Origin of the sequence: Pseudomonas pisciculturae (assembly GCF_015461805.1) — a bacterium.
In the GTDB taxonomy this organism is placed as follows: Bacteria; Pseudomonadota; Gammaproteobacteria; order Pseudomonadales; family Pseudomonadaceae; genus Aquipseudomonas; species Aquipseudomonas pisciculturae.
The window spans coordinates 173,003-191,470 of sequence record NZ_JACVZE010000004.1; the positions used below are offsets into that span (position 1 = coordinate 173,003).

The following is an 18,468-nucleotide window of genomic DNA, read 5'->3' on the forward strand; positions in this document are numbered from 1 at the left end:
GTCATGTATTTGCGCAGTGGCTGGGTTGGGGCGGCTTCGCCACCCAGCGCGAGCAAGCTCCCTCGCCACAGAACCCGGATTATTTCTTCTTCTTTTTATCGTGCTTGTCGGATTTGTCGAACGCCTCCTCCAGCGCCCGATTGATGGTGCGCAACACCTTGACCCGCGCCCAGCGCTTGTCGTTGGCCTCGACCAACGTCCAAGGCGCGATCTCAGTGCTGGTGCGGTCAACCATATCGCCGACAGCGGCGCGGTAGTCGTCCCATTTGTCGCGGTTGCGCCAGTCGTCTTCGGTGATTTTGAAGCGTTTGAACGGGATCTCTTCGCGAGCCTGGAAGCGTTCCAGTTGGGTCTGCTTGTCAATCGCCAGCCAGAACTTGACCACGATCACCCCCGCGTCGCGCAGTTGCTCTTCGAAGTCATTGATCTCGCCATAGGCGCGCATCCAGTCTGCCGGGGTGCAGAACCCTTCGATGCGCTCCACCAGTACGCGGCCGTACCACGAGCGATCAAACACGGTGAACATGCCCCGCGCCGGGATTTTCTGCCAGAAGCGCCACAGATAAGGCTGGGCGCGTTCGTCTTCGCTGGGCGCGGCAATAGGCACGATATGGTACTGACGCGGGTCCAGTGCGGCAGCAACACGGCGGATCGCCCCGCCCTTGCCGGCCGCATCGTTGCCTTCAAACACCGTGACCAGCGCGTGCTTGCGCATGCGTTTGTCGCGCATCAGGCCAGAGAAGCGCGCTTGCTCGGTAATCAGTTGCTCCTCGTAGTCGTCCTTATCCAGGTGCAGGGTCATGTCGAGGCTGTCGAGCAGGCTCTTCTTGTCCACCGCCGCAATCAAGGGCGCCGGGTTCATGCCGCTGGCCTTGCCCTTGGGCAGCTTCAAGGCGTTTTGCATGCCTTCGAGCAGGAGCTTGCCCACCGTGAGGCTACGGTAGTTGCTGTCTACGCCTTCGATCACATGCCACGGCGCATAGTCGCGGCTGGTACGGCGCAGCACACGCTCACCAAAGTGCACAAACTTGTCGTAGGTCTCGGACTGCTGCCAGTCCAGTGGGCTGATGCGCCAGCTGTGCAGCGGGTCGTCGGCCAGGGCCTTTAGTCGCGCCTTCATCTGCTTTTTGGACAGGTGGAACCAGAACTTGAAGATCAGCGCGCCTTCATCACACAACATCTTTTCCAGGCGCTCGGCACCGGCGATAGCCTGGTCCAGGCGCGCATCCTTGATCTGCCCATGCACCCGGGCCTGCAACATCTGGCTGTACCAATTACCGAAGAAAATCCCCATGCGGCCCTTGGCGGGCAACTGGCGCCAGTAGCGCCAGGCCGGTGGTCGCGCCAGTTCTTCGTCGGTTTGTTGGTCGAAGGTGCGCACCTCGATCAGGCGCGGGTCCATCCATTCGTTCAATAGCTTGACGGTCTCACCCTTGCCTGCACCCTCGATACCGTTGATCAGGATGATCACCGGGAAGCGCTTCTGCTGTTGCAGCTCGTACTGCACTTCCAGAAGCGCCTCACGTAGCGCAGGGACTTCGGCGTCGTAGGTGTCTTTGTCGATGGCGTGACCGATTTCGGCGGATTCGAACATGGGCAGCTCCGTTTCAAGATGGCTCAAGACTAGCGGATTGGGCAGCGACACGCGGGAGGAAATTCCATCGGCGCTTGCCGTGGGTCAATTCATAGCCCCTTAAATAGCCCCTTGATCGGCTAGAATGGCCGCCTTGTCTTTACCTGCTTCAGATTATGAGCCGCCCATGAACCCCGTAACCCACGCCCAGCTCGACTGGGATGAACAAGGCCGCCCGCACTCGCGCGTGTTCGACGACGTGTATTTCTCCGACAAGTCGGGCCTTGAAGAAACCCGCTATGTCTTCCTGGAACAAAACCGCTTGCAGGCGCGCTTTGCCGCCTTGCCGGTGGGTGGGCAACTGGTGATTGGTGAAACCGGCTTTGGCACCGGCTTGAATTTTTTGTGTGCCTGGCAGCTGTTCGAGCAGCACGCGGTGGCCGGTGCGCGCCTGCATTTCGTCAGCGTCGAAAAGTACCCCCTGAGCCACGCCGACCTGCAACGCGCCCTCGCCCTCTGGCCCGAACTGCACCCCTTCGCCGAGCAACTGCTTAAGCAATACATCGCGATCCACCAAGGCTTCCAACGCCTGATACTGGATAACGGCCGCGTGACCCTGACCCTGTTGATCGGCGATGCCCTGGAGCAACTGCCGCAACTGGATGCCCAGATCGACGCGTGGTTTCTCGACGGTTTCGCCCCGGCGAAAAACCCGGACATGTGGACCGCCGAACTGTTTGCCGAGCTGGCGCGATTGGCAGCACCTGGGGCAACGATCAGCACGTTCACCAGCACCGGCTGGGTGCGCCGGCTGATCAATGCGGCGGGTTTCAAGATGAAACGTACGCCAGGTATTGGCCACAAGTGGGAGATCCTGCGCGGTGAGTTCCTCGGCTGGCCAACAGAGACCCCGGCGCCGCCTGCCGCCAAACCGTGGTTCGCACGACCGGCTGCACTTGAAGGCGAACGCCATGCAATGGTAATCGGTGGCGGCCTCGCCGGGTGCACCACAGCGGCCAGCCTGGCCGCACGCGGTTGGCGCGTGAGCCTGCTGGAGCGTCACGCAGGCCTGGCACAAGAGGCCTCAGGCAACCCGCAAGGCGTGCTGTACCTCAAGCTCTCAGCCCACGGCACAGCCCTGTCGCAGTTGATACTCAGTGGTTTCGGGCACACGCGCCGCCTGCTCGAACACCTGCACCGAGGCGTCGACTGGGACGGTTGCGGCGTGCTGCAACTGGCCTTCAACGCCAAGGAAGCCGAGCGCCAGGTACAGTTGGCCGCAGCCTTTGCGCCCGACCTGTTGCACCTGCTGGGCCCGGCCCAGGCCCAAGCGCGTGCCGGCGTGGCACTGGAACACGGCGGGCTGTTTTTCCCCGAGGGCGGCTGGGTGCACCCGCCTGCGTTGTGTGAATGGCAGGCACGTCACCCGCTAATCACGGTATTGCCCCATCACGAGGCCCTTGAGCTGCAACGCGTTGATGGCCAATGGCACGCCCTGTCCGGCGACACCCTGCTGGCTAGCGCACCGGTGGTGGTGTTGGCCGGGGCGGCTGAGATCAAGCGTTTCCCGTTCAGTACCGATCTGCCCCTCAAGCGCATTCGCGGGCAAATCACCCGCCTGGCACAAACCTCACAAAGCCAGGCCCTGGCCACTGTGGTGTGCGCCGAAGGCTACGTGGCCCCGGCACGCCTGGGCGAGCACACCTTGGGCGCCAGCTTCGATTTCAAGAGTGACGACCTCACGCCCACCGCCGCCGAACACGCCGGCAACCTGGAGATGCTGAGCGAGATTTCCGTCGACCTGGCACAGCGCCTGGGCGCCAGCGCAATGACACCTGAACAGCTTGAAGGCCGCGCCGCCTTTCGCTGCACCAGCCCCGACTATCTGCCCATTGTAGGGCCGCTGGCCGAACGCACTGCTTTCGACCAGGCCTACGCGGCGCTGCGCAAGGATGCCCGCCAAGCCCCTCAGGCCAACTGCCCGTGGCTCGACGGCCTGTACATCAACAGCGGCCATGGCTCACGTGGGTTAATCACTGCGCCACTGTGTGCCGAACTACTGGTGGCCTGGCTGAACGACGAGCCCTTGCCGGTGCCCATCAGCGTGGCACACGCCTGCCACCCCAATCGGTTCGCCGTGCGGGCGTTGATCCGGGGCACGGGCGCCTCATAACACGGCCGCCTTGCAGGCCGTCAACGCGCCGGGCTTCAACGCCTCCTCCGTCTGGCGTTTGATCTCAGCGCTTTCGACCTGCGTGCGCTCCAGCGAAATTACGTTCATTTGCTCGCGGTAGTCGCCATCCGTCAGTGTCTGGCCTTGATCAAATACCGCTTGCATGCGCTCATCGAACGGCTGCATCAAACGTTCGAACTGGTTGCTGAAGGTTTTTTTCAAGTAGCTGCTCCAGAACGGCAACTTGACCAGGTACTCCATTAACGCGGGGGACAGTTCCGCCGCCCGGACCCGGTGAGCGGCAGCCCTCAAGTTCTGCGAAGTGACCTCACCCAACTGCTCAAAACGCATATGGCGGGGTTGGCCCGGCAAGTAAAAGGTGTCTGCCAGGCCTTTTCGAAATGCCAGGCTCACTTCCAGCGGGTCGGCACTCGGGTGGTCTGCACTGTGGTCCAGTGCATACCGCTCAATCTGGTCAAGCCGAAACAATCCCTTGCCCAAGCGCAGCAAGTGCTCAGCCGTCAATTCGCCCCCTTCGACGCCTTTGGACGCTTCGTGAATATGCGTCAGCACCTCAAGGTTGCTAAAACTCGCCGCGGCGGCATCGTCACAATTGAGCGGCGTAGCGGCACGCTCGAAAATTTCAGCGCGAAAGTCCGCATCCGCTTCGGCCGCTTCCAGCACCCACCACACACGCCGGCTGATGTCATCGTGAACCTTCTTGGCATCTGCGGTGCCGCCCAGCCCGGCGAGCAGGTTGAACAACCCATCAGAGCCCTGCTCTGCCCTGAGCGATGCCCAAGTGGCTTGTTTGCTCGCAAGCTCCCCCGCCACATCCTTAAACCACAGCTCCTGCGCCTTTTGCTCGGTCAAACGGGCGATATCATCTTCCAGATAGCCCATACCCACGCCGATGCGGTTTCGGTAGGTACGCACCAACTGGCGGCTGGGGGTGTCCAGAGGGTTATCGCCCAGACGCAGCGTTTGTGCCAGAACCCGTGGGACTTCAGACAGCCACTGCGGCAAGGCAGTAATTTGATTGCCACGCAGATCAACGGTTTCCAGGTAAGGGGGCCGTTGAAACCCGGCAGGCAATTCCTTAAGCGAGCAACTGTTGAGGAACAAGCCGCGCAAGTCGAACATCCGATTGATCGCAGGCGCATTCAGCAGCGGGTTGTGGTTCAGGTTCAGTACCCGCAGCTCGGTCAAGGCCGCCAGTTTCGCTTGGGTGGCTTCGGTCAGTTGCAGTTGGTTGTGGCTCAGGTACAGGCGCCGCAGCTCGCGCATCTGCGACAACGCCGCGGGTAGCTGGGTCACCTTGTTGCCCTCCAAATCGAGCGCATTGAGCCCCTTGAAGTGCTCAAGGAACCCCCCAACCTGATCATCGAGGTTCATGTTGCGCAACGCCAACCGACGCACATGACTAAAGTCGACATCAGCTGGCAACTGCGGCAAGGCGCCTACGACCAGGCCATCCAGCTCCAGGCCAAGCACCTCCACACCGCGCTCATTGCGCAACAGTGTTTTTCGCTTCCAACTGCGTTCGATCGCTTTCATGACGGCCTTTCGACCCTCGCGCAAGTCCTTCTTGGCCGAGCGCGTCATACCCTTTACCGCGCTTTTGTCGTCGTACCAATGTGTCAACGCGAGCTGTAAATGCTTGAGTTGTTGCTGTAACGCCTTGACGGCCCGGGCCCGCGATAACGGGTCGGTGCCCAGGCCTTGCAGCAACAACGTGAGCTGGCGCGAACTCAACTTGGGGTAGAGCTTGCCAACCTTACGCATCAAGGCTGGGGGCTGGGGTGCCAGATCCTCAAGCACAGCCTGGACACACGCCACGGACGGCTCGGGTATTGCGCGCTCCGGCCAGAGATAACGAGCGAGCATCGTGCGCTCAGTCTCCGCCTTGCCTATCAGCTCGTGACGTAAGTGACTGGCACGCTGAGTGCCGTTCAACCTCAGTGTGGCAAGTTGATCGGCCGATAGCGTATCGGCCAGTGCCTGATAAAAACCCTCACCGCCTACAGCGGCCGGCCCCAAGGACTTACCTTGCTCGTCGAAGGCCTGGAAGCCGTCGGCGGAGGTGACCACCGTACGACGCATCGTCGCGTTTTCTCTTCCAAGCTGCGCGATCAGCTCACCGTTGAGCGACCCGTGGCGAACTTGCAACAACTGGGTCTGCGGCCAATCGAAGACTCGCCCCAGCAACCCGACGGCCAAGCGCTGGCTCGCCTGCGTGCCCTGCTTCGGCCAGTACAAGCCACTGAGTGCCCGGTCCTCATCAAGCAGTTGCAAGGCCTCTCGGGTTCGTTGCGCCAGCAACAGCGGCACCCGCCGCATCTCACGCAGGCGCAAACGCTGCCGGGTCGAGGCACCAGACAGCACCTCCCACGCCATACGATTGGGTAGACGCGGGTAATGCCCCATCAGCAGTTCATGATCGATATGAGTGATCACGTCCGACTCCTCATACAACTGCTCAAAAACCCGCCGATGGCTGAGCTCAAGCGAGGCGAGCAAGCGGCGCTTCAAGACAGCCTCAGCCTCGGCCGGCTCTACCACCTCGCCCAACAGCGCCTGTGTTTCCTCTGGTTCCAGTGCCGCCAGCAACGTGGGCATCACCTCACCGCGTTCAAGTTGCTTCTCGGTGATGTGAATGCTCAGGTCTTCATAGTCAAAAGGTGCGGTATCGGGGTAGCTCTCAAGCAGGTTCCCCTCCTCGTCCAAAACCTCAAAGAAACGCCCGCTGGGCCAGCCGGGCATGTGCGGCAAGGCGAGCATCTGAGTGCGGGCCGTGCTCAGGTCCAGATGCTCCTGATGCTCAAGCTGCCAGGTCAGGTCACGCACTTTTTGCTCCTGCATGAAGCGCACCACGCCATCCTTGAAGCGCTCCGGCAACGGCAGGTTTTCCTGGGCCAGGTAACGCAACCGAGGCAACGACAGGTCGGCGATGGATGCAATCTCCATCAAGCGCTCCCCCGTGAGCGACGAGAGCGCTGGGTTCAACCGTTGGATGATGTAGGCAGGATCTTCCCAGTCCTGAGGCCGCTCCCATTCAAACTGCCAGCCCCCCGTGTAGTTGTGCTTGAGCGGTGGGCGATACGCCTCGCTGCGCAAAGGGTGTGTGACACACCACTGCTTCTGCGTGGCGTCGAAGGCGATCGAATACACCCTACCTTCGATCTTGGCGTAAGCGTGCCCGTTGGTCTTATACACCCCCATGCCATTGGCGACCGTACCCGACACCGCTTGCGGCGGATGACGATAGGCCCTTACCCGCCGCCGCCATAACCATTGACTGTTGTCGGGCCGCTTGACGGCTTCCATGCCATCAAAAAAATCGGCTGGCCGGGTGGCCAGTCGCTTCACCACGCCGAAGGCCTTCGCCCCTGCCGCAAATGCCGCCATGCCAGCGATGCTTTGCGCCACATTGACCAGGTGCTCAAGCGCCTCGGTTTTTTCATTGTGGTTCCAGTCGTCGATGCCTTCGAACACCTCGCCCAGCAATTGGCCGATGCCCACCCCCATCATCAACTGCCCCACCACCGGCACCACAAACCCGGCGATATTGAGCAGCGTCAAGCCAGCCTCAAGGTAGCTTTGCAGACGTTTCTGGCGTGCATCTTCATCCGCCTGCGCCGTGGGCACCGCCAACATGTTTGCGTCCAGCTGCAACTTGCCGACGCAGACATTGAAAAAAAACCTCGACAGGTTTCCCGTTTCTACTACCGGCTCCAGACGCGTGAGTGTTCGGTGCTGGTCAAACCGCTGGAAGAACCCAAAGCGTTCGGACTCGTCCAGGTACCCGGTAAAAAAGCGCCGGTAGGCCGGCACCTGGAGCTTGAGCGACAAGTACTGCGTGAAGTCGTCCAGCGACGGGTACTCGTACCAGGGCCGTACCGGTTCGTTGGGCATATAGACCACCGTCGGCCCCGACGAAAAGCCGCCTTCGGCGGCGTTGGCCAACACCATCACGCCCCATACGCACGTATCCCCGATATTCAACCCGTGCCACACCAACGGTTTACCGTGAAACAACAGGTGCGAAACATCGCTGGCCGGTAAATCTGCCTTGATCAGCGCCTGTAATAACTCGTAGGTAGGCTTGCTGATATCACCCTTGGCATAGGCGATGTGCAGGTTAACTTGCATCTCCAGGCATCGGGCCTTACCGATCTGCGCAACCGCCGGGTTGTAGCCGCTTTCAGGTTCCTCAGGCGCTTCAGCGGGAGAGCGCAGGCTGAACACCTCTCTCAGATGCTGTTGGTAGGCGGCGCCAAGATCCAGCTCACGGCAGTAACCGATAAACGTCTCAGCACTGAGGGTGCGCACCAGGCCGTGCCCTGAACGAATGACCGTACCTCGGGGCATCCCACCAGAGCCGGCATTCTCCAACGGAAAGTTCTGCATGGCGGCCTGCAACAAGCTGTGCTTCTCAAGCTTGATCACCTCAACCGTCGGGCCGACAGGAACCTTCATATGGTAAGAGCGGTGCGGCACTTCCAGCGTATCGTGCTCAATCGCCAGCGACGTGTGCCCCTTGGCAACCAGAAACGCCTGGAGCTTCTCGGCGCAAAACTGCTTGAGCGGTTTGACCTGGGCCAACAAGCGGGCTGCTTGCTCACGCGGTCTTTGGCTCTGCTCATGGGCTTGTTGCAGGGCGTGGTGAGTCGCCACATCTGCCTGGGTGAACCAAGCGGGCAACTTCTGTTGCAACACCAGGGCTTTATCCAGATCTGCGGTGAGTTCCAACAGTGCGGCGGTGACGTCTTCTTCTGTCACCGGCGCCACGGCATCGGTTGAATCCTGTATTTCGGCCATCGGCAGTCATCCTTGTGCGTTGAGTAATGCCGCCCAACGATAAGGCTGATCCTGGCGCCAAATGATGCAAATTCTGGGGTATTCAACCGTCCAAACCACGCATTGTTCGCATGTTTACCAGCGCTATTTACTGCCCTTGCGGCCAACGTCACGCCACACACGGGCTTGCATTCTCGCGGTAAAGGCTCTTTGCCTTATAACCGATTGTTCTAAAACTCCCACCATAGGCGCGTGTCAGTTTCTGGGTACGCGCCCTATGGGCGTATTGAGTGTTTACCCTCCCCAACGGAAAAACCGGTAAGGAATTTATGTGCGGATTAGCTGGAGAATTACGTTTCGATGCCCAACCTGCCGACCTGGCAGCGATTGAGCGCATCACCCATCACCTGGCCCCCCGTGGCCCCGACGCCTGGGGCTTTCATGCTCAAGGGCCAGTAGCGCTGGGCCACCGACGCCTGAAAATCATGGACCTGTCGGACGGCTCGGCCCAACCGATGGTCGACGCCCATTTGGGCCTGTCGCTGGCCTTCAACGGTGCGATCTACAATTTCCCGGAACTCCGAGAAGAGCTGGAAGCCCTGGGCTACGCCTTCTATTCGGGTGGCGACACCGAGGTGTTGCTCAAGGGCTATCACGCCTGGGGCGAAGCACTGCTGCCCAAGCTCAATGGCATGTTTGCCTTCGCCATCTGGGAGCGCGATGCCCAGCGCCTGTTTATTGCCCGTGACCGCCTGGGTGTGAAGCCGCTGTACCTGTCGCGCACCGGCCAGCGTTTGCGCTTTGCCTCGGCGTTGCCGGCCCTGCTCAAGGGCGGCGATATCAACCCGATCCTCGATCCGGTAGCGCTCAACCATTACTTGAACTTCCATGCCGTGGTACCTGCGCCGCGCACGTTGTTGGCAGGCATCGAGAAACTGCCACCGGCCAGTTGGTTGCGCATCGACGCCAGTGGCAAGACCGAGCAAAAAACCTGGTGGACCCTGCCCTACGGCCCGCACGAGGATGAAAAACACCTCACCCTCGAAGACTGGACCGACCGCGTGCTCGACAGCACCCGCGAAGCCGTGGCGATCCGCCAACGTGCCGCCGTGGATGTCGGCGTACTGCTCTCCGGCGGTGTGGATTCGAGCATGCTCGTTGGCCTGCTGCGGGAAGTCGGTGTGCAAGACCTGTCGACCTTCTCCATCGGTTTTGAAGACGCGGGCGGCGAGGCTGGCAACGAGTTCCAGTACTCCGACCTGATTGCCAAGCACTACGGCACACGTCACCACCAACTACGCATCGCCGAAAGCGAGATCATCGAGCAACTGCCCGCGGCGTTCCGCGCCATGAGCGAGCCGATGGTCAGTCATGACTGCATCGCCTTCTACCTGCTGTCGCGGGAAGTGGCCAAGCATTGCAAGGTGGTGCAAAGCGGCCAGGGTGCGGATGAACTGTTTGCCGGTTACCACTGGTACCCGCAGGTGGATGGCGCCAGCGATCCATATGCTGCCTACCGCGAGGCGTTCTTCGACCGCAGCTACGACGACTATGCCGCCACCGTCGCGCCAAAATGGCTGACTGCCAATGACGCCGCGGGTGACTTTGTACGCGAGCATTTTGCGATGCCGGGCGCTGACGCTGCGGTGGATAAAGCCTTGCGTCTGGACAGCACCGTGATGCTGGTGGACGACCCGGTCAAGCGCGTCGACAACATGACCATGGCCTGGGGTTTGGAAGCGCGTACACCGTTTTTGGATTACCGCTTGGTCGAGCTGTCGGCCCGTGTGCCAGGCAAATTCAAATTGCCCGATGGCGGCAAGCAAGTGCTGAAAGAAGCCGCGCGCCGCGTGATCCCAAGCGAAGTCATCGACCGCAAAAAAGGCTACTTCCCGGTCCCCGGCCTCAAGCATTTGCAGGGCGATACCTTGAACTGGGTGCGCGAACTGCTGATGGACCCAAGCCAGGATCGCGGCCTGTTCAACCCCGCCATGCTTGATCGCCTGCTCACCGACCCGCAAGGCCAACTGACCCCATTGCGCGGCTCCAAGCTGTGGCAGTTGGCGGCGCTGAACCTGTGGCTCAGCGAACAAGGAATCTGATCGATGAAACCTCTTGCGGCGGCATACAGCCAACGTTTGATCAAGGGCCAGGCGCCGACGTACGAGCGCCTGCAAGCCCGTCTGGCTGAAGATGGCAGCCCGCTGGGCGCCGAACCAATTGCCGTGCATTGCGGTTGGGGCCGGTTGTTGATCGGCCATACCTTCCCAGACCCTGCCAGCCTCGCCCAGGAGTTGCTCAATGAGCAGGCCGGCGAGCGGGATATCGCTCTGTACGTGGCGGCCCCCCAACAGATTTTGGGGATCGACCCGCAGCAGTTGTTCCTCGACCCCTCCGACACCCTGCGCCTTTGGTTCACCGACTATCGCCCGGCGACTCGGGTGTTTCGCGGTTTTCGCATTCGCCGGGTGCAAACCGAGGCGGATTGGCTGGCGGTCAATCAGCTCTACCAGGGCCGCGGCATGTTGCCCGTCGACGCCGAACGCCTCACGCCACGCCATCAAGGCGGCCCGGTGTATTGGCTGGCTGAAGATGAAGACAGCGGCGCGGTGATCGGCAGCGTGATGGGCCTCAATCACCAAAAAGCTTTTCACGACCCAGAAAACGGTTGCAGCCTGTGGTGCCTGGCGGTGGACCCGCAATGCACGCGCCCCGGCGTCGGGGAAGTGCTGGTGCGCCACTTGGTGGAGCACTTTATGAGCCGTGGCCTGAGCTACCTGGACCTGTCGGTGTTGCACGACAACCGCCAGGCCAAGAACCTCTACGCCAAGCTCGGCTTTCGGGCGCTGACCACCTTTGCGATCAAGCGCAAGAATGGGATCAACCAACCGCTGTTTCTTGGCCCAGGGCCGCAAGCGGGGTTCAACCCCTATGCGCGAATCATCGTCGAAGAAGCGCATCGACGCGGCATCGACGTGCAGGTGGACGACGCCGACGCGGGGCTGTTTACCCTGAGCCATGGCGGGCGCCGCGTGCGTTGCCGTGAATCCCTGAGTGATTTGACCAGTGCGATCAGCATGACCCTGTGCCAGGACAAAAGCCTGACGCACAAGGTGCTCAAGGCCGCCGGTTTGAAGCTGCCCTCGCAGCAATTGGCGGGCAGCGCCGATGACAACCTCGAATTTCTCGACGAGCATCAGCGCATCGTCGTCAAGCCCCTGGACGGTGAGCAAGGCCAGGGCGTGGCGGTGGATTTGCAGACGATCGAAGAGGTGCAGCAGGCGATTGAAGCGGCGCGCCAGTTCGACAGCCGCGTGTTGCTGGAAAGCTTCCACGAAGGCCTCGACCTGCGCATCCTGGTAATCGGTTTCGACGTGGTCGCCGCTGCGATTCGTCGCCCGGCAGAAGTGACGGGTGATGGTCATCATTCCATCGGCGCGCTGATCGAAGCCCAAAGTCGGCGCCGTCAGGCGGCGACGGATGGCGAGAGTAAAATCCCTGTCGATGCAGAAACCGAACGCACCTTACAGGCCGCCGGCTACGACTACGACAGCATCCTGCCCCGCGGCAAAACCCTGGCGGTGCGTCGCACTGCCAACCTGCACACCGGGGGTTGCCTGGAAGACGTCACTGCGACCCTGCACCCCACGCTGGTAGACGCTGCCGTGCGCGCCGCCCGCGCCCTGGACATCCCCATGGTGGGCCTGGACCTGATGGTGCCCGCCGCCGACCAACCCGAGTACGTGTTTATCGAAGCCAACGAACGGGCCGGCCTGGCCAATCATGAACCCCAGCCGACGGCTGAGCGGTTTGTGGATTTGTTGTTTCCTCACAGTTAGCTGATCGCTTGAAAACTGGGTTGCCTGGTCTGACGCCTTCGCGAGCAAGCCCGCTCCCACATGGGAATGCGGTCCAAATGTGGGAGCGGGCTTGCTCGCGAAAGCGGCAGCCAGAGCAACCTTTCTCTCAAGCCTGTCACTTCAACAGGAGTCTTTATGAGCCAAACCATCCCCGAACCGGACCTCAACTACCTGCAAAAAGTGCTGCTGGAAATGCTCGCCATTCCCAGCCCCACCGGGTTCACCGACACCATCGTGCGCTACGTCGCCGAGCGCCTGGAAGAACTGGGCATTCCGTTTGAAATGACTCGACGCGGCACTATCCGCGCCACCCTCAAGGGCCAGAAAAACAGCCCCGACCGTGCGGTATCCGCGCATTTGGACACCATCGGCGCCGCTGTACGCGCGATCAAGGACAACGGCCGCCTCACGCTGGCGCCCGTAGGTTGCTGGTCCAGCCGCTTTGCCGAAGGCAGCCGCGTCAGCCTGTTTACCGATAACGGTGTCATTCGCGGCAGTGTGCTGCCGTTGATGGCCTCCGGGCATGCGTTCAACACCGCCGTGGACGAAATGCCGGTGAGTTGGGACCACGTTGAATTGCGCCTCGACGCCTACTGCGCCACCCGAGCCGATTGCGACTCGTTGGGCATCAGTGTCGGCGACTACGTGGCCTTCGACCCACTGCCCGAGTTCACCGAGAGCGGGCATATCAGCGCCCGACACCTGGACGACAAGGCCGGTGTGGCCGCCCTGCTGGCCGCGCTCAAGGCCATCGTCGACAGCGGCGAGCCCTTGCTGATCGACTGCCACCCGCTGTTCACCATTACCGAAGAAACCGGCAGCGGTGCCGCAGCTGCCCTGCCCTGGGACGTCAGCGAATTTGTCGGCATCGACATTGCCCCGGTCGCTCCCGGCCAGCATTCGAGCGAGCATGCCGTGAGCGTGGCGATGCAGGATTCCGGCGGGCCGTATGACTACCACCTCTCACGGCACCTGCTGCGCCTGGCCTCAGACAATGACCTGCCCGTGCGGCGCGACCTATTCCGTTATTACTTCAGCGATGCACACTCGGCGGTGACCGCCGGGCACGATATCCGTACGGCGCTGCTGGCGTTTGGGTGCGATGCGACCCACGGTTACGAGCGCACCCATATCGACAGCCTTGCGGCGCTGAGTCGCTTGCTGGGTGCTTATATTCTCAGCCCGCCGGTATTCGCCAGCGATGCGCAACCGGCCCAGGGTTCACTGGATCGGTTCAGTCATCAGCTGGAGCATGAGACGCAGATGGAGAGCGATACACGGGTGCCATCGGTGGACAGTCTGGTCGGCCAAAAAAGCTGACGCTGGCAACTACTGGTAACTGCTGGTAACAAGAGTCCCGGCGCAGTAGCATCGCCGGGACTTAACCTCAGAGGCTTGTATGCTGATTCCCTACGACGCACTTGAAGTCGACACCCTGACCCGCCTCATCGAAGACTTCGTCACCCGCGACGGCACCGACAACGGCGACGATACGCCGCTGGAAACCCGCGTACTGCGCGTGCGCCAGGCACTCACCAAAGGCCAGGCCCTGATCGTGTTCGACCCCGAAAGCGAGCAGTGTCAGTTGATGCTCAAGCACGATGTGCCCAAGCATCTGTTCGACTGACGCGTTAGAGGTTGGGTACCTGCACCGGATGGGTGACGGCGCCCTGACGATCAAGGATCTTCTGGTGAACCTCGGCACGGTGCACATGCACCCCGGCTGGCGCTTCAACGCCGAACTTCACCTGGTTACCGTTCAACTCTAGGATGTGCACGGCGATGTCATCGCCGATGGAAATGGCTTCGCCTACGGCGCGGCTTAAGACCAGCATGGCGGTTGTCCTTTTTAACAGTGAAAGGACTTCGACCATGCGCGTTGGGGGTGGGAGCTATCAATGCCTTGCGATGAATTCAGGTAAAACCCACGCCGACAGGTAACTTTACTGACAGATCACATAACCAAATGTGGGAGCGGGCTTGCTCGCGAATGCGGTGTATCAGTGATGAATGTATCAACTGACAATCCGCATTCGCGAGCAAGCCCACTCCCACATTTGTTTGGTGTACCGCCTGAGACTGTATTCAGGCCTTCGCAGCCTGGGCCTTGGCCCGCATCTTGTCGGCCATGCTGGTCATCTCGTCATAGAGCAACTGCGGGTTTTTCTGCTTCAACGCCCACGCCATCCGCCCCTGCTCGTGGGGCAGGATCATGAATTCCCCCTCGGCCACGCGCTGGTAGATGTAGTCGGCGATGTCTGCCGCCGTGATCGGCGAGCTTTCCAGCAACTTGCCCACTTGGGCTTTCATCGCCGGCGTCGGGCCACGGAACGAGTCCAGCAGGTTGGTCTGGAAGAACGACGGGCACACCACGTGCACACCGACCTCCTGCTGCTTGAGCTCCACCAGCAAACTCTCTGACAGCGCCACCACACCAGCCTTGGCCACGTTGTAGTTACTCATGGCCGGGCCCTGCATCAGCGCCGCCATGGAGGCGATGTTGATGATGCGCCCCTTGCTCTTTTCCAGCAGCGGCAGGAACGCCTTGCAGCCCTTGACCACGCCCATGAGGTTGATTGCGATCTGCCAGTCCCAATCTTCCAGGGACAATTCGGCGAAAAAACCGCCCGAGGCCACGCCGGCATTGTTGACGATCACGTCGATGCCGCCCAGCTTCACCTCACAGGCCTGGGCAAACGCAGTGAGCTGGCTGTAGTCGCGCACATCACAGCGCTGGGTAAAGCCATCGCCACCGGCCTCGCGAACCAACTTGAGGGTTTCCAACAGGCCCGCTTCGCTGACATCCGACAACGCCAACTGCCAACCCTCGCGGGCCCAGCGCAGAGCGATTTCACGACCCAGACCGGACCCGGCGCCAGTGATCATCATGCGATTTTGCATAGGAAGTAGCCTTGTGGTTCACGAAAGAAGTGATCGGCAGTGTAGCGAAGGTTTTTCCTACACCCACGCACCATCAGAGTGATGAATGCCTCGGGCAAACTCGCGGCCAGGTCGGATACTCGCGCATAGCCTAAGTTCAATCTTTTTCAACTAACTGAGCGTATTAAAAGAAATAAGTAAGTTCGGTAATGACTTGAAAAAAAATAAGGAATTTTCTGCAAAGTACCAAGGTCGGAGTTGTTAAGGCGTCTGTGATTTAACCCGCAGGCCTATCGTTTAATAACCGGTCTTTGCAGAAGGCCTACAAGGAAAGAAAACTATGAGCCTGATTCTGATCATCATCCTGATCCTCCTGCTGGTCGGTGGCCTGCCGGTATTCCCGCATTCCCGTAACTGGGGTTATGGCCCGTCGGGTATCCTCGGTGTAGTTCTGGTGGTACTGCTGGTGTTGTTGTTGCTCGGCCGTATATAAAAGTCGCGCAAAAAAAAAGAGGCCTTAGAGGCCTCTTTTTTATTGCCGGTTAGTTAGTCCGGCTTGCCGTTGACCACACCGGCGGTGTTGTCCAACAAGCTCTTGGTGGCGGTCTGCAGGAACGACTCCAGTTTCTGCTTCAACGCGGGTTCGTCCGGCGATTCAGAGATCACCTTGCCGGTCGGGTTGGCACCCAGCTCGTACTGCCACAGTTTGGGTGGCATTTCCTTTGGCAGCACCAGGATACGGTCTGCGGTGACCAACGCTACGGTCTGGTCGCTGCCCGATGGCTTGATCACGCCGAAGCCTTTGTCGCCTTCGGGCAGGTTCAGCAGGTCACGGCCCCAGCACTGGTGCAGGGTTTCACCACCGAGACGGCCCATGATGGTCGGCACGATGTCGATCTGCGTACCCACGGTGTGGTCACGCTCGCCGAATTTTTCCTGCATGCCCGGTGCAATCATCAACATCGGTACGTTGAAGCGACCCAGGTCCATCTCGGTGATCTGCTGTTCGTTGCCAAAGCCGTGGTCGCCCACGATCACAAACAGGGTTTCCTTGAAGTACGGCTCCTTGCGGGCCTTCTCAAAGAACTGGCCCAGGGCCCAGTCGGAGTAACGCATGGCCGTCAAATGCTCGTTGAGGCTGCCACGGTCGGTGACTTTATCCACCGGCAATGGCGTCGGCAACGCGTACGGGGTGTGGTTGGACAGGGTTTGCAACAGGGCGTAGAACGGCTTGCCACCTTCACGCGCCTTCAGTTCTTGCAGGCCACGGTTGAACATGTCCTGGTCGGACACGCCCCACGTCGGGTCGGAGAACACCGGGTCGACGAAGTCATTGCGGCCGATGAAGTTGGTCATGCCCTGGTTGCTGAAGAAGCCCGACTGGTTGTCCCAGGCGAAGTCGCCGTTGTAGACATACACGTCGTCGAAATCCCGCGCGCTGAGCAACTGCGGCAGGCCCGACAGCTTGTGGCTGCCTTCCGGGGTCTGCATCAAGTATTCAAACGCCGGCAGGTTCGGGAAGCACGCCATGGTGGCAAACATACCCTGGTGGGTGTGGGTGCCGTTGGAGAAGAAACGGTCGAACAACAGGCCTTCCTTGGACAGTTTGTCGAAGTACGGCGTGATGTTGCCAGGGCGGCCCAGGGCGCCCACCGAGTGACCGGCGAAGCTCTCCATCAGGATCACGACCACGTTCTTGATCGGCAGGGTCTTTTCGGCCGGTGGCGTGAACTCGCGGCGCACGGCGGCAATGTCGCTATCGACGAGTTTTTCTGACGGCAGCAGCAACATGTCCCGCACGGTCTGGGTCGCCAGGGGCTGGTCCAGGGTAGCTTTCCATACGTTGTCGCGATGCTCGGAGAAACGCGCCTTGGCAGCACCGATCAACGACAGCGTGCCGTTGAGGCCCAGCTGGTTGGCGAAGTTCGAATCGGTGGTGTAAACGTCACCCCAACGCAGTGGCGGGCCCTGACGCAGCGTGCCACGGGCGGCGACCACGGCGATCAGCAGGCAAACTACAAACACCGCGATGCGGCTGTACCACGGCGCCACTTGGCGAGTGCCGATGCTGCCGCCGCTGAACGGCCCACGTGGGCGAGTCGCACGGTCGGCGCCTTTGAACGCGATGCTTAAAATCAGGGTGCCCACGGCCCAGGCCAGCAGGTAGCGCACCACCGGGAAACCGTACCAGAGCATGCTCATCACGGTTTTCGGGTCTTCTTTCACGTACTGGAACACCAGGCCGTTGAGGCGCTGGTGGAACTCGCGGTAGAAGTCCATCTCCATCAAGCCCAGGAACAGGGCAATGCTGGAGGCAAGGGTCAGCCAGAAACGAAAGAACCCGCGCGCAGCCATGGCCCGTACGCTGAATAGTGCCAGCAGCAACGGGATAAGCAGGTACACCACCAGGCGAATATCCAGGCGCAGGCCGTTGGCGAACGCTTCAAGGAAGGTCGAGGCCGGGGTGTCGAGGATCATTTCGCGGTTGTAGACCAGCAGCGCCAGGCGCAGCAGGGAGAACATCACCATCATGACCAGCGCGCAGAGCAGCGTGTAGGCCAGATGAGATTTGACAGTCGGTTGCAGCAGGCGATTAGAAGCTCGCTGCTGGTTCAGGGCGTCCGGGTTTGCCATGTCGTTTCAGGACCCATTGGAAGTTTAAGTTTCGAAATAATGCAGTGGCGCGAATGGTGCCCGATCAATGCCAGCAAGGCTATTAATTACTGAACGCGCGCGCCTGCCCCGCCGTTAGTGGCACTTGAGATAGAGCCTTGGGAGGGGAATAAAGCCTTGGAATTGTCTTGGAAGGGATGTGAAAATTCTGTGCAGCGAATATTTCGAAACACAAATCTTATAGGTGTATGGAGAACCCATGTGGGAGGGGGCTTGCTCCCGATAGCGGTGGTTCAGTCAATGCATCTGTAACTGACCGACCGCTATCGGGAGCAAGCCCCCTCCCACATTTACTGTGCTCGCTCAAATCCGCACATTGCCCCGCGGCCCGGCAATCGCCCAGATAATCAGGCCCAACACCGGCAGCAGCAGGATCAGCAAGATCCACAGCACCTTGGCGCCCGTACTCGCGCCGCTTTTGAACACGTTGATGATCGCCCAGATATCCAGCGCCAGGATGATCAGCCCGATCAGACCATTAAAAGTGGAACCCATGGTGTCGCTCCTAA

Annotated in this window: 12 protein-coding genes; 6 read left to right on the forward strand and 6 right to left on the reverse strand. The window is 60.5% G+C overall.

All coding sequences use genetic code 11. The annotated features are described in order from the left end of the window. Positions 1 to 79: 79 nt before the first annotated feature. Complete coding sequence (pap, locus tag ICY20_RS12755; RefSeq protein ID WP_159962373.1) at positions 80 to 1,594, reverse strand: polyphosphate:AMP phosphotransferase; 1,515 nt, start codon at positions 1,592 to 1,594, stop codon at positions 80 to 82. Between the two features lie 166 nt (positions 1,595 to 1,760). Between pap and mnmC the strand changes: the two genes are divergently transcribed. Continuing rightward, positions 1,761 to 3,746, forward strand: coding sequence for a bifunctional tRNA (5-methylaminomethyl-2-thiouridine)(34)-methyltransferase MnmD/FAD-dependent 5-carboxymethylaminomethyl-2-thiouridine(34) oxidoreductase MnmC (gene mnmC / locus ICY20_RS12760; protein WP_194937658.1), 1,986 nt, complete (start codon positions 1,761 to 1,763; stop codon positions 3,744 to 3,746). Here the strand turns inward: mnmC and ICY20_RS12765 are convergent. Continuing rightward, on the reverse strand, positions 3,741 to 8,567 hold the full coding sequence (locus tag ICY20_RS12765) for an NEL-type E3 ubiquitin ligase domain-containing protein (protein WP_228758416.1): 4,827 nt from the start codon (positions 8,565 to 8,567) through the stop codon (positions 3,741 to 3,743). The two genes, mnmC and ICY20_RS12765, sit on opposite strands and share 6 nt — an antisense overlap. 308 nt (positions 8,568 to 8,875) lie before the next feature. Here ICY20_RS12765 and ICY20_RS12770 point away from each other — a divergent pair, with 308 nt between their 5' ends. The 4 genes from ICY20_RS12770 (at position 8,876) to ICY20_RS12785 (ending at position 14,033) form a co-directional block, all read left to right on the forward strand. After that, positions 8,876 to 10,648: an N-acetylglutaminylglutamine amidotransferase gene (locus ICY20_RS12770; protein WP_159962375.1), complete on the forward strand. Its 1,773-nt coding sequence runs from the start codon at positions 8,876 to 8,878 to the stop codon at positions 10,646 to 10,648. A gap of 3 nt (positions 10,649 to 10,651) precedes the next feature. Next, complete coding sequence (gene ngg / locus ICY20_RS12775) at positions 10,652 to 12,385, forward strand: N-acetylglutaminylglutamine synthetase (RefSeq protein WP_159962376.1); 1,734 nt, start codon at positions 10,652 to 10,654, stop codon at positions 12,383 to 12,385. A gap of 156 nt (positions 12,386 to 12,541) precedes the next feature. Beyond that, the gene (locus ICY20_RS12780; RefSeq protein ID WP_135289648.1) at positions 12,542 to 13,726 is read left to right on the forward strand and encodes an osmoprotectant NAGGN system M42 family peptidase; all 1,185 of its coding nucleotides are present in this window, start codon (positions 12,542 to 12,544) and stop codon (positions 13,724 to 13,726) included. A 79-nt stretch (positions 13,727 to 13,805) separates the two neighbouring features. After that, positions 13,806 to 14,033, forward strand: coding sequence for a YheU family protein (locus tag ICY20_RS12785; protein WP_003192759.1), 228 nt, complete (start codon positions 13,806 to 13,808; stop codon positions 14,031 to 14,033). A gap of 4 nt (positions 14,034 to 14,037) precedes the next feature. Here ICY20_RS12785 and csrA read toward each other — a convergent pair whose 3' ends face one another. Together csrA and ICY20_RS12795 are read right to left on the reverse strand one after the other, a co-directional pair. Continuing rightward, positions 14,038 to 14,241 (reverse strand): carbon storage regulator CsrA, encoded by a 204-nt coding sequence (gene csrA, locus ICY20_RS12790; protein ID WP_194937659.1) that lies wholly within the window; start codon positions 14,239 to 14,241, stop codon positions 14,038 to 14,040. A 250-nt stretch (positions 14,242 to 14,491) separates the two neighbouring features. Next, a complete protein-coding gene (locus ICY20_RS12795) occupies positions 14,492 to 15,307 on the reverse strand; it encodes an SDR family oxidoreductase (RefSeq protein ID WP_194937660.1) in 816 nt (271 codons plus the stop codon). A 319-nt stretch (positions 15,308 to 15,626) separates the two neighbouring features. Between ICY20_RS12795 and ICY20_RS12800 the strand changes: the two genes are divergently transcribed. Further along, on the forward strand, positions 15,627 to 15,779 hold the full coding sequence (locus ICY20_RS12800) for a DUF3309 family protein (protein ID WP_015885095.1): 153 nt from the start codon (positions 15,627 to 15,629) through the stop codon (positions 15,777 to 15,779). Between the two features lie 53 nt (positions 15,780 to 15,832). Here the strand turns inward: ICY20_RS12800 and ICY20_RS12805 are convergent, their stop codons facing one another. Further along, the gene (locus tag ICY20_RS12805; RefSeq protein WP_194937661.1) at positions 15,833 to 17,920 is read right to left on the reverse strand and encodes an LTA synthase family protein; all 2,088 of its coding nucleotides are present in this window, start codon (positions 17,918 to 17,920) and stop codon (positions 15,833 to 15,835) included. A gap of 342 nt (positions 17,921 to 18,262) precedes the next feature. After that, positions 18,263 to 18,454: a PLDc N-terminal domain-containing protein gene (locus ICY20_RS12810; RefSeq protein ID WP_003172956.1), complete on the reverse strand. Its 192-nt coding sequence runs from the start codon at positions 18,452 to 18,454 to the stop codon at positions 18,263 to 18,265. Positions 18,455 to 18,468 lie beyond the last annotated feature (14 nt).